The sequence below is a fragment of the Leisingera sp. JC1 genome, assembly GCF_001679925.1.
Lineage (GTDB): Bacteria > Pseudomonadota > Alphaproteobacteria > Rhodobacterales > Rhodobacteraceae > Leisingera.
The window spans coordinates 1-12,132 of record NZ_LYUZ01000090.1 but is presented as its reverse complement, the minus strand read 5'-3'; the positions used below and the strand labels follow the sequence as shown (position 1 = coordinate 12,132).

Here is a 12,132-nt window from a genome sequence, read left to right as displayed (position 1 = left end):
CCGGGCAGCGGGACGGGAGTATTTTGGGAAAGATGAAACTGGGAGGGCCGCGCGATGGCGGACAGGACGTTTCTGAACTGGCCGTTTTTTGAGGACCGGCACCGGGCGCTGGCGGAGGAGCTGGAGGCCTGGGCTGCGGCGCATCTTGCGGGCATTGATCATTCCGACACGGATGCCGCCTGCCGGGCGCTGGTCACAGCACTGGGCGAGGGCGGCTGGACACGGCATTCCGGCGCGATGGCGGGCGAGCAGCTGGATGTGCGGACCCTGTGCCTGATCCGCGAGACGCTGGCCCGCCATGACGGGCTGGCGGATTTTGCCTTTGCCATGCAGGGGCTGGGCACCGGCGCGATTTCGCTGTTCGGGACCGAGGCGCAGCAGCAGGAATGGCTGCCGCTGACGCGGGCGGGCAAGGCGATCTCGGCCTTTGCCCTGACCGAGCCGCAATCGGGGTCGGATGTGGCAAACTCCACCATGACCGCGACGCTGGACGGTGATCACTATGTTCTGAACGGCGAAAAGACCTGGATTTCCAATGGCGGGATTGCCGACGTCTACACTCTGTTCGCCCGCACTGGTGAGGCGCCGGGGGCGAAGGGACTGAGCGCCTTTGTGGTGCCTGCGGGCTTGCCGGGGTTCGAGGTCGCCGAACGGCTGGAGACGATTGCGCCGCATCCGCTGGCAACTCTGCGGTTCAGCGATTGCCGGATTCCGAAATCGGCGCTGCTGGGCCAGCCCGGTGCGGGTTTCAAGATCGCGATGTCGGTGCTGGATGTGTTCCGCTCCACCGTGGCGGCGGCGGCCTTGGGCTTTGCCCGCCGGGCGCTGGATGAAGCGCTGCAGCGGGTGACAGAGCGCCAGGTGCAGGGGGCGCCGCTGTTTGATTTGCAGATGGTGCAGGGGCATATCGCCGATATGGCGCTGGATGTGGATGCGAGCGCACTGCTGGTCTACCGCGCCGCCTGGGCCAAGGATTCAGGGGCTGCGCGGGTCACCCGCGAGGCAGCGATGGCCAAGCTGTTTTCCACTGATCAGGCGCAGCAGGTCATCGACAAGGCGGTTCAGCTGCATGGCGGCGACGGCGTGCGCCGGGGCCAGAAGGTGGAGGAGCTTTACCGCGATATCCGGGCCTTGCGCATCTACGAAGGCGCATCGGACGTGCAGCGGGTGGTGATCGCGCGCCAGGCGCTGGGCGCCTTTCAGGGAGGGAATTGAGATGCTGGGACCAACCGCGCATGTGGACACATTCGCCCGGGACAACCTGCCGCCTGCGGATCAGTGGCCCGAATTTCTGCTGGAGGGGTTTGACTACCCTGAATACCTGAACGCCGCGGTCGAGCTGACCGATGCGATGGTGGAAAAGGGGTTCGGCGACCATACGGCGCTGATCGGCAACGGCCGCTACCGCACCTACAAGGAGCTGGCGGACTGGACCAACCGGCTGGCGCATGTGCTGACTGAGGACCTCGGCGTGAAGCCGGGCAACCGTGTGCTGATCCGCTCTGCCAACAACCCAGCGATGGTGGCCTGCTGGCTGGCGGCGACCAAGGCGGGCGCGGTGGTGGTCAACACCATGCCGCTGTTGCGCAAGGGGGAGCTGGCTAAGATCGTCGACAAGGCCGAGATTTCCCACGCGCTTTGCGACACAAGGCTGAAGGATGAGCTGGTTGCCTGCGCCAAGGAATCGAAGTTCCTGAAAACGGTTGTGGGCTTTGACGGCACCTCCAACCACGATGCGGAGCTGGACCGGCTGGCGCTGGAAAAACCGGTTGCCTACGAGGCGGTGAAGACGGGGCGCGATGATGTGGCCTTGCTGGGGTTCACCTCCGGCACCACAGGATCGCCCAAGGCGACGATGCATTTCCACCGCGATCTGCTTATTATCGCTGATGGCTACGCGCGCGAGGTGCTGGATGTGCAGCCGGAGGATGTGTTTGTCGGCTCGCCGCCGCTTGCCTTTACCTTCGGCCTGGGCGGGCTGGCGATTTTCCCGCTGCGGTTCGGGGCGGCAGCGACGCTGCTGGAGAATGCAACGCCGCCGAACCTGATCGAGATCATCGAGAAGTATAAGGCCACGGTTTGCTTTACCGCTCCCACTGCCTACCGGGTGATGCTGCGGGCGATGGAGGAGGGGGCGGATCTGTCGTCGCTCCGGGCGGCAGTCTCAGCCGGGGAGACCTTGCCTGCGCCGGTCTATGACGACTGGATGCAGAAGACCGGCAAGCCGATGCTGGACGGGATCGGCGCGACGGAGCTTTTGCATATCTTCATCACCAACCGGTTCAGCGATCACCGGCCTGCCTGCACCGGCAAGCCGGTCGGGGGCTATCAGGTAAAGGTTCTGGATGCCGCCGGCAACGAAGCGCCCCGCGGCCAGGCCGGGAGGCTGGCGGTCAAGGGCCCGACCGGATGCCGCTACCTGGCGGATGAGCGGCAGGCGGAATATGTGCGGGACGGCTGGAACATTACCGGCGACAGCTTCATCCGGGACGAAGACGGCTATCTGCACTTTGCCGCCCGCAACGACGACATGATCGTCTCCTCCGGCTACAACATAGCAGGCCCCGAAGTGGAGGCGGCGCTGCTGGCGCATGAGGCGGTGGCGGAATGCGCAGTTGTCGGCGTGCCGGATGAGGCGCGCGGTGAGATCGTGCAGGCGCATGTGGTGCTGGCCGAAGGGCAGGTGCCGTCAGAGGCGCTGGTCAAGCTGCTGCAGGATCATGTGAAGGACACCATTGCGCCGTATAAATACCCGCGCTCTGTGGTGTTCACGCCGGCGCTGCCGAAGACGGAGACAGGCAAGATCCAGCGGTTCAAGCTGAAGGCCTGAGGTTTCGGGACCGGCGGCGGGGCTGCTTTGCCAGCCCCGCGGTCTTATTTGCTGCGAAGTGCAGCCGGGTCCTGCTGCAGGAACCAGTCGTAGGTGCCGGCGATCCCGTCTTCGAGGGGGATAGAGGCGGTCCAGCCGAGGCGCGAGAGGCGCGACACATCGGTCAGCTTCTGCATGGTGCCGTCCGGTTTGGACCTGTCGAACACGAGGCGGCCCTGAAAACCGGTGATGCGCGCGATCATTTCTGCAAGGGAGCGGATGTCCAAAGCCTGGCCGGTGCCGACATTGATATGCGAGAGCATCGGGCTGGTTTCGCGCTGGTAGGTTTCCGCGGGCAGGTCCATCACGAACAGCGAGGCCGCGGCCATGTCGTCGACATGCAGAAACTCGCGCTGTGGTGTGCCGCTGCCCCAGATCACGACCACTTCACTCCCGTCGCGCACCGCCTCGTGAAAGCGGCGGATCAGCGCGGGCAGCACATGCGAGTTTTCCGGGTGGAAATTGTCGCCGGGGCCGTAAAGGTTGGTCGGCATAACCGACCGGTAGTCGGTGCCGTACTGGCGGTTGTAGCTTTCACACAGCTTGATGCCTGCGATCTTGGCGATCGCGTAGGGCTCATTTGTCGGCTCCAGCGGGCCGGACAGAAGCTGATCCTCCCGGATCGGCGGTGTGGCCTCCTTGGGGTAGATGCAGGAGGATCCAAGCTGCAGGAGGCTGTGCACACCGGCCTCGCAGGCGGCGTGGATCACATTGCACTGGATCATCAGGTTCTCGTAGATGAACTGCGCGGGGTAGGTGTTGTTGGCATGAATGCCGCCTACCCTTGCGGCTGCCAGAATGACCCGGTCCGGCCGCTCAGCCTGCATGAAACAGGACACGGCCTGCTGATCGGTCAGATCCAGTTCCGCTGAGCTGCGGGTGAGCAGTTCCAGCGGTTCGCCGTTGGCCTGGCGTGCGGCGAGCCGGCGCAGAATTGCGCTGCCCACCATGCCACGGTGACCCGCCACAAAGATCTTCATGCGTTCAGTCCTCCAGAGAGACCGGCATCTCGTAGCCGTGCTCCTTGAGCAGCGCATGGCGGCGGGCGGTATGCAAGTCCTCGGCAATCATTTCCGCGCACATTTCCTGCACGGTGATCTCCGGTACCCAACCCAGCTTTTCCTTGGCTTTGGTGGGGTCGCCCAGCAGCGTTTCAACCTCTGCCGGGCGGAAATACCGCGGGTCGATCCGCATGATCACGTCGCCGGGTTTGAGCGCCGGAGCCCTGTCGCCTTCGATGGCGGCAACGGTGGCGATCTCCTCAACGCCGCTGCCGGAAAATTCCAGCATGATCCCCAATTCGGCTGCGGCCCATTGGATGAACTGGCGCACGGTGTACTGCTGGCCGGTGGCGATGACGAAATCATCGGCGGCCTCCTGCTGCAGCATCATCCACTGCATCCGCACATAGTCGCGCGCATGGCCCCAGTCGCGCAGCGCGTGGATGTTGCCCATGTACAGGCACGGCTCCAGCCCTTGCGCGATATTGGCGAGGCCGCGGGTGATCTTGCGGGTGACAAAGGTCTCGCCGCGGCGGGGGCTCTCGTGGTTGAACAGGATGCCGTTGCAGGCATACATGCCATAGGCCTCGCGGTAGTTCACGGTGATCCAGTAGGAATAGAGCTTGGCCACCGCATAGGGACTGCGCGGGTAGAACGGTGTGGTCTCGCGCTGCGGGGTTTCCTGCACCAGGCCGTAGAGTTCCGAGGTGGAGGCCTGGTAGAAGCGGGTTGTTTTCTCCAGGCCGAGGAAACGGATCGCCTCCAGCAGGCGCAGGGTGCCGATCCCGTCCACATCCGCAGTGTATTCCGGCGCTTCGAATGACACCGCCACATGAGATTGCGCGCCCAGGTTATAGACCTCGTCCGGCTCAACCTCGCGCATGATGCGGGTCAGGTTCGAGGTGTCGGTCAGATCGCCGTAGTGCAGCTTGAACCGGGCATGATCGGTATGCGGGTCCTGGTAGATGTGGTCGATGCGCTGGGTGTTGAACGACGAGGCGCGCCGTTTGATGCCATGCACCTCATAGCCTTTTTCCAGCAGCAGTTCCGCCAGATAGGAACCGTCTTGTCCGGTGACGCCTGTGATCAGAGCTTTTTTCATAGCGTGTTCTCCGCCGTGTTCTGTGAGGGGGCCGATAGGGGGCTCGCGTTTGTCAGGCTGAGGCCGGCTGCATGTCCTTGGGCCGGGCCACCGACGCAAAGACAGATGCAACCCGGCTGGCGTCAGCGCGGCTCAGGTTGTGGTGGTTGGGCAGGTAGATGCCGTATTCATGCACCAGATCCGCATTGGGCAGGATCTGCTCGCCGTATTCCCGCACCCAGAAGGGATGGCGGGCGATGTTGCCGCAGATCAGCGGCCGGCATTCGATCTGATGCGCCTTCAGCGTCTCAAAAACTTCCATCCGGTTCTCGACCAGCGTGCCGTAGGCAAAGGACGACAGAAGCCCGGTATCGCTGGTCTGCTTGTAAAAGCCGGTCAGTGCGTCGGCGTAGCAGTCGAAGTTCTGCGCCCGGACGGTGCAGATGCCGTCAAGCTTCTTCAGCTGCATCCGCCCGATGAAGGCCTGCAGGTCGGTGGAGCGCAGATTGAAGCCCGCATGGTAGAAGGTGTAGAAATTGCGGAATTCGTCGATTTTGTGCTGGCTTTTCAGCCGCTCGCGGCGCTGCGGGTCCAGGTCCCGGCTCCAGCCGTGGGAGCGCAGCGACAGCATCACCTGATGCAGCTCCGGGTCGTCGGTCACGACCATGCCGCCCTCGATGGTGGAAATGTGGTGGCCGTAATAGAAGGAGAAGCTGCCGGCCGCACCGTGGCAGCCCAGTTTGCGGTCGCCATAGGTCGACCCCAGCGCCTCGCAGCTGTCTTCGAGCAGCAGGATGCCGTAGCGGTCGCAGATCTCCTGGATTTCCTTCATGTGGTTTGCGTGGCCCAGCACATGCACCAGGATGAGCATCGACGGCGCCTCGGTCCGGCAAAGCTCCTCCAGGTGGTTGAGGTCGAGGCCCAGGTTGTCCGGGTCGCAATCGCAAAGCCGCACGTCAAAGCCGAGCTGCATCAAAGGCGACACCGTCGTGACCCAGCTCACGGCGGGTGCGATCACCTTGTTGTTGCGCAAGCGGCCCGCTTCCTTGGCGGCATAGATCATCAGCAGGTTGGCCGAAGACCCGGAATTGACGAACACAGCGTGGTTGCAGCCCATCCAGTCCGCGAATTCGCGTTCGAATTCCACTGTCAGCTTGTCCTTGGTCAGCCGGTTTCCAGCCAGCATCCAGTCCGCGGTGGCCTCCAGCTCAGCCTGCGAGATGGTGTCTTCGGCCAGGGTCACCGGTTTGGGGGAATGCATGTTCATGCGCGCGCCTCCCGCACGGCCTGCATGGCCTTCAGTTCTACGTAATAGTGGCGCACCTCGTTATAGGCGGCGGCGATGTTTGCCTTCTTCTGCTGGTCCTTGAAGGCATCAATCGTGATGCTGCCGTCATGGGCGCGGAAGCTGGCCAGCGGCTCCTTGACGAAACCGACCTTGGGGTAGCGCAGCATGGACAGCAGCGAGGCAAAGATGTCGGGGCCAACGCCGTGGTATTCATGGCCTTGCAGCGGCAGGCGGCCCTGATAGAGCGCGTCGATCAGGATCTGGCGGCGGAAAACCGCAGCACCGGGAGAGATCAGCGAGCCGACGATCTTCTCTTCCGCCAAGCGGTTTTCAAAGATGCCTGTATCGGGCAGCCAGTCCAGGAATTGGGTCATCATCTGGTTTCCGGTTGCATCATCGACAACCTCCGCGCCGGTGAAGGCAAAGCCCACATCCCCCTTCAGCAGGCTTGCGCATTTCTCGATGAAGGTCGGATGAATCCAGTCGTCGTCATACTGAAGATGCACATAGTCGCCGGTGGCGTGCAGCACGCCCTCAAGCCAGCAGAAATGCGGGCCGAAGTCGCGCTCGCGGCGCACATAGGTGATCCTGCCGCCATAGCCTGCCGCCACCTCCGGCGTGTTGTCGGTGGAGCCGTGATCCACCACGATCACCTCGCAAGGATGGGTTTGCGCCAGCGCACTGTCGATGGCCTTTGGCAGCATCTCCGCCCGGTTGAAGGTCGGGATAACGATGGAAATCTGTTCAGGCATTACATTCTCCAAGAATTTCGCGGAGGCGCGAGACATCGGCCACCAGATTGTTGCTTTGCCCCAGGGGAGTGATCTTGAGCGGGAACGGCGCCAGCGACTGGGCAAATCCGGCAACCGTCACAGGCTTGCCGGAGGCCACGTTCACCACGCCCTCCGCATCTGACAGCGCCAGCCGCACCAGGTAGCGGGCCGCGTCGCGTGCGGTCAGGAAATCGCGCAGGCCCTCCGCGCCATAGAGTTCAAAGGCGGCCTCTGGGTCGGCCCCAGCAAACCGTTTTTCGAGCGAGGGCCGCAGGTAGCTGCCGGTCTGTTCCGGGTCATGGATCGAAAACAGGCGGCCGATGCAGAGGGACCGGCCCGCGGCCGCGCAGATTTCCAGCGCGGCCTGTTCAGCCATCAGCTTGCTCTGACCGTAGACAGTGACGGGCGTGGTTTCCGCTGTTTCCGCGATCGGGACGTCCTGGCTGGCGTAGACATGGCTGGAAGAGCACAAGAGCATCCGGGCAGAGGAGCCCGCCAGGGCCGACAACAGGTTCATCGTGCCGCCCGCATTGACCGCGTACGCCTTGGCCGGGTCTGCATTGACCTGTGCAACCGGCACCATTGCTGCAAGGTGAATGACCAGGTCCAGCGGCCCGGCTGCCGCTATGGCTGCAACGGTTTCAGAGAGGTTCGTCAGGTCCGCAGTGTTGCGGATCACCTTGGCTCCGGGGGCAAGCTCCGCCAGAACCTTAAGCGCATGGCGCCCGACAATTCCGCCGCTGCCCGTGATATAAATCTTCGCGGCCATTATTATTCCGCAGCAACCTGTTGCGCGGGCAGGCCGAAAATCTTGCGGTAGCGGGCCTCAAACTCGGCGCTTGCCTTCTCAATCTTGTTGAGCGGATGCTTCTTGGCTGGGGCCTGGAGCTTGCCATGCCATGAGAAATCGCCGGTCAGCACGGCGTCGGCAAAGGACCGGGTGCTCAGCCCGTGCGATTTCAGCAGTTCATTGTCCTTGTGCGGCCGGAATTCGGCCTGCGCGTTCGGATCTGAATAATAGCGCCCGATGATCCTGGGCAGCCGGGTCAGTTTCAGCTGCTTGTCTTTCAGGACTTTCCAGAAGATGGCATCGCCGATCGAAAGGACCGGTTCACCGTTGCTGAAGTAAGTGGGATACCATTTGCCCACCATCTCCAGGTCCCACATGGTTCCGGCGCCATAGGTGCCGCGCTCGCCGGACCCGCTGCCCAGCCGCAATCCTTCGCAGGGGCGGGGCGGCCAGTCTGCCACGAATTGCGTATCCGTGTAGCCGGTTACCGGGAAATCCCGGGCAAGGTGCTCCCGGTCGAAGGAAATCAGCCAGTCCCCCCCGATCAGGGCGGACTTGGTCACCATCGCGGTTTCCGCGAGTTCCTGAGCGGCGCCTGTGGCCAGCCGGTCGTCCATGTTGAGGTTCATGACGTACCGGGTGCGGGCCAGCGCGGCCCCTGCGGCCCAGGCTTCGTAGATGGTCAGCGGCTCCGAAAAGGAGTGCCAGGGCGCCTCTAGCCAGTCCGGGGCCTGATCGCCGTTGTCGAAGATGTAGCAGGGTTCAACCGGGATGGATTGCGCTTTCAGGTTCTCCCAATGGGAACGCAGCAATTCCAGCTTGTCTTCCTGTTTGTGCCAGACAGCGCAGAATACGGTCACCAGCGGGCGGGTCTCCCGGTCGGAGTCCGGCTGGTTGTGCGATTCAAAGTACATTCGGCGGATTCTCCAGAACCGGGGTGTCGAGGCTTCTCCTCTTTGACTCCCCGGATATCCGGCAAAAAATAATTTTAGGTTAAGTGGAGAAAGGCGCGGAGGCAGATGGCGGCGGCGCTGCTGGCGGCTTGGGTAGAGCGTTATTCGCGACCGGATTGGCCGCAGTCCGCGTCAGAAAAAAAGTGGAAAATGCCCGTGAGGGAAGTGGAGGCGAGTACCGGAATCGAACCGGTGTACACGGATTTGCAATCCGTGAAATGTGCGTTTCATAGATGAACATAGAAGAGTATGCTCGTTGCATTATTCTTGAAAATAGGGGATTTTGTGACTATGGCTGAACATGGGAACACCTCCTTACGCTCACGATCTATGAGACTAAAAAGAGACTAAAATGAAGCTGCGACTGACCGACATGGCGATCAAGAAGCTGTCTCTTCCCGAGAGGGGGCAAGTAACGCACTGGGATGAAGTCATGCCAGGATTTGGTTTAAGGTGCTCAACAAAGAGCAAATCTTTCGTGGTCATGTACGGGGAAAAACGCCGCCTCAAGACGCTGGGACGCTATCCCAGTCTTACGCTGTCTGATGCCCGTGCGCAGGCCAAGCGCTTCTTTGTTGAGGTGGAAGATGAAGAAGATGCGCCTTCTCGACAGGCTGTACTATTCGAAGATGCCAAGAAGCGTTTCCTCAGCGACTGCGAGAAGCGCAACAAGCCACGTACAGTGGCTGACTATACTCGGCTGCTGAACAGGCATTTCAACTTCAAAGATGATGTTCAGGACGTCACGCGCAAACAGGTGATGGAGGTGGTGTACAGCTTGTCAGGTACACCATCAGAGCAGTCTCATGCCTATGTAGCCATCCGCACCATGATGAACTGGTGTGTGCGTCATGGTTTCATTGAACATTCCGTTGTGCCACCGATGAAGCAGACGATGAAGGCGCGAGATCGCGTGTTGAGTGAAGATGAACTCAAACAAGTGTATCTGCGTGCCTTGGAAACCCCTTTCCCATTTGGATCAATTGTACAGCTCCTGATACTTACTGGGCAGAGACGCACTGAAATCGGGCTTCTGCGTCGGTCCTGGATCAATGGGGATGAAGTGACGTTCCCCGAAGGCTTTGCCAAGAATAAGCGAGAACACCGCATTCCCTTGTCGCCTTTGGCTCAGGAAGTGATTTCAGGTTTGCCGGATACCGGTGACTTGCTGTTCCCAGCAGCTACCGATCCTGAAAAACCGTTTTCTACTTGGGCCTGGCACAAAGCTCGGTTTGATGAAGGGTTAGAGGAAGTTGCTCCCTACACCCTTCATGACCTGCGGCGCACCTTTGCGACTATGCATGCCAAAATCGGTACTCCGATCCATGTTACTGAAAAGCTCCTGAACCACGTAACAGGAACAATCAGCGGCGTTGCCGCCGTCTACAATCGACATTCCTATTTTGAAGAGATGCGAGACGCTGCTAGGCAGTATGATGCATATCTGACATGTGAGCAGCAGGCCAGAGCCGTCACTGGCTCATTTCGTCCAATACATGGCTAACCAATTGAAAAGATTTAATATTAATAAAACTCACCCACACAAAGGTGGGAGTCTCCGAGTCCTCAATAAGGCCTATTGCCATGCTGTTATCGGCTTAGTACAGCTATTGTGAGATTAGATTGCTTGAATGGAGAGTAGCGCGGTAAAGGCACAACTTGCTTAACCGAAATCGTGTGTTACCATATTGAATATTTTATGAATTGGTCGAAAATATAGGGCGGCAAGATGGATGAAATAAAGTTTACCTCTGAGGGTGGTCATAAGGTTTGTGGATCACTTGCTAAATGCCCCGGGCGTGAGAGCGAAGTCGTGCTTTTGTTTCACGGAATTTTCGTAGATAGAAACGAGAATGGAAGGTTTCCTCGGTTAGCTAGGAAGCTGGCGGATATCTCATTGAGCTCTCTTCGAGTTGATTTGCCGGGGCACGGTGCGTCCCCAGTCAAAAGTGAAGATGTAACGGTTGAAATGATGGCGGCGAACGTTGCGGCTACATACCGATGGGCTGTACATCAAGGATATACTAAAATACATATTGTTTGCTCTAGTTTTTCTGGAGCTCTTTTTTCAATGATATTTCAAGTGATTGACAAGAAGTATCTAGCTAGCCTGCACTTCTTAAACCCCGTTCTGGATTTTGATGATGTTTTCGTTCACCCCGGAAAGGAAGAGATGGCTGAGATTTTTTCTACCAAAAGAATAGGGCAATTAACTCAAAAGGGTTACTTCTATCCTCAGCCCCACTTTTGTATGAGTGATGCTTTTTGGTCGGGGCTTCTTAGTGTTGATATTCCAAAAATGTATAGGGATATCGATATTTCGCACAGGGTATTTCATGGAAATGCCGACGAACTTGTTGATTTTGATCGCACGAGGAAAATTGTTCAAGATAATAAGAGTGCCGCTTTTATCGAGGTTGATGGTGGGGTGCATGCGTTTACTCAAAGCGGGCATGAGGAAAATGTCTGGAGTAATATTCTAAAATACTTGCGCTAAAATTTTTCAATGAACCGGAGGCCTGGGTATGGAAATCGGCTCCAGTCTTGGTATAAATTTACTTTCTGCTTTAGTTTGGCTGATTTTGGGAGCTGTAGCTCTCCAGTTAACAAAATTTTTTCTYGCTCGAAAATCTACCGCATTTTCAAGTTTCACTGGAATAAGTAAGGCGTCAAAAGCCATTCATCTTGTCTATGGAATAATGGATAAGGATGGAGATGGAAAACGTTTTAATGTCGATGAAGGTGATGTGTGCGCTATTTGCCTTGGCTTGTCATTCTTAGAGAAAAAGTACGATCCGGAACGAGTTTTTGCTATTAATGGGGAAGCAGCCAAAACAAATTTGCTTACCTATACGGATATTGTTTCAATTAGCGGTCCGGTTTGGAATGACATTACTCATCATTATCTCGGCATGCTGTCTCTGCCAGCAAAATTTGGAGTGAAGAAAAGGCCGAGAAAAGCCAGTATTGATGTGCTGGAGGTTATTGATGATGAAAAGAAATACACATATGAAACAGTTGTAGATGATGGTGAGCCCAGACAATGCTACGCGATTGTTGTGTCAGGCTCAATTCCCACTGGAAGGGTTGACCTGGAAAACCAAAATGTAGTTTTGGCATGTGGAATATCGAGACTGTGCGGAATTTTGTGCCCCGGCGCCATTTCTTACGCCAATGGGAAGCGTTCCTCGAACATGATGGCGAGCTGGCTTTTCACCGCATGCCATTCGCGCACTGACCGCTTCCACTCCGCTGAGGTAGCATTCAGCGCCAGATAGATCAACTTGGCCGCCGCCTCATCGCTGGGGAAATGGCCGCGGGTTCGGACCGCGCGGCGGATTTTCGAGTTCAGCGCTTCAATGGCATTGGTCGTGTAA

Annotated in this window: 11 protein-coding genes; 4 read left to right on the top strand and 7 right to left on the bottom strand. The window is 58.7% G+C overall.

The window, feature by feature from the left end; translation table 11 throughout:
* Nucleotides 1–54 precede the first annotated feature (54 nt).
* The gene (locus tag A9D60_RS12230) at nt 55–1,215 is read left to right on the top strand and encodes an acyl-CoA dehydrogenase family protein (protein WP_065267870.1); all 1,161 of its coding nucleotides are present in this window, start codon (nt 55–57) and stop codon (nt 1,213–1,215) included.
* 1 nt (nt 1,216) lies between these two features.
* On the top strand, nt 1,217–2,830 hold the full coding sequence (locus tag A9D60_RS12225) for an AMP-binding protein (RefSeq protein WP_065267869.1): 1,614 nt from the start codon (nt 1,217–1,219) through the stop codon (nt 2,828–2,830).
* A gap of 44 nt (nt 2,831–2,874) precedes the next feature.
* Here the strand turns inward: A9D60_RS12225 and A9D60_RS12220 are convergent, their stop codons facing one another.
* From A9D60_RS12220 to A9D60_RS12195, 6 genes are read right to left on the bottom strand one after another with little or no spacing between them, the layout of a single operon-like run.
* Nucleotides 2,875–3,849: a GDP-L-fucose synthase family protein gene (locus tag A9D60_RS12220; protein ID WP_065267868.1), complete on the bottom strand. Its 975-nt coding sequence runs from the start codon at nt 3,847–3,849 to the stop codon at nt 2,875–2,877.
* A gap of 4 nt (nt 3,850–3,853) precedes the next feature.
* Nucleotides 3,854–4,972, bottom strand: a complete 1,119-nt coding sequence (gmd, locus tag A9D60_RS12215) for a GDP-mannose 4,6-dehydratase (protein WP_065267867.1) — start codon at nt 4,970–4,972, stop codon at nt 3,854–3,856.
* Between the two features lie 52 nt (nt 4,973–5,024).
* The gene (locus A9D60_RS12210; protein WP_065267866.1) at nt 5,025–6,218 is read right to left on the bottom strand and encodes a DegT/DnrJ/EryC1/StrS family aminotransferase; all 1,194 of its coding nucleotides are present in this window, start codon (nt 6,216–6,218) and stop codon (nt 5,025–5,027) included.
* Nucleotides 6,215–6,991 (bottom strand): glycosyltransferase family 2 protein, encoded by a 777-nt coding sequence (locus tag A9D60_RS12205; protein WP_065267865.1) that lies wholly within the window; start codon nt 6,989–6,991, stop codon nt 6,215–6,217. Before A9D60_RS12205 ends, A9D60_RS12210 begins: the two co-directional genes overlap by 4 nt.
* Complete coding sequence (locus A9D60_RS12200) at nt 6,984–7,781, bottom strand: NAD-dependent epimerase/dehydratase family protein (protein ID WP_065267864.1); 798 nt, start codon at nt 7,779–7,781, stop codon at nt 6,984–6,986. The genes A9D60_RS12205 and A9D60_RS12200 overlap by 8 nt, the downstream gene beginning before the upstream one ends.
* A 2-nt stretch (nt 7,782–7,783) precedes the next feature.
* The gene (locus tag A9D60_RS12195) at nt 7,784–8,716 is read right to left on the bottom strand and encodes a hypothetical protein (RefSeq protein WP_065267863.1); all 933 of its coding nucleotides are present in this window, start codon (nt 8,714–8,716) and stop codon (nt 7,784–7,786) included.
* Nucleotides 8,717–9,107: 391 nt separating this feature from the next.
* Here A9D60_RS12195 and A9D60_RS12190 point away from each other — a divergent pair, with 391 nt between their 5' ends.
* On the top strand, nt 9,108–10,259 hold the full coding sequence (locus tag A9D60_RS12190; protein WP_083194186.1) for a tyrosine-type recombinase/integrase: 1,152 nt from the start codon (nt 9,108–9,110) through the stop codon (nt 10,257–10,259).
* A 225-nt stretch (nt 10,260–10,484) separates the two neighbouring features.
* On the top strand, nt 10,485–11,252 hold the full coding sequence (locus A9D60_RS26100) for an alpha/beta fold hydrolase (RefSeq protein ID WP_141117911.1): 768 nt from the start codon (nt 10,485–10,487) through the stop codon (nt 11,250–11,252).
* A 669-nt stretch (nt 11,253–11,921) separates the two neighbouring features.
* On the opposite strand, the gene A9D60_RS12180 is transcribed toward A9D60_RS26100, so the two are convergent.
* Nucleotides 11,922–12,132, bottom strand: a 211-nt coding sequence (locus tag A9D60_RS12180) for a transposase (RefSeq protein WP_141117855.1), incomplete at its 5' end; no start/stop codon positions are given.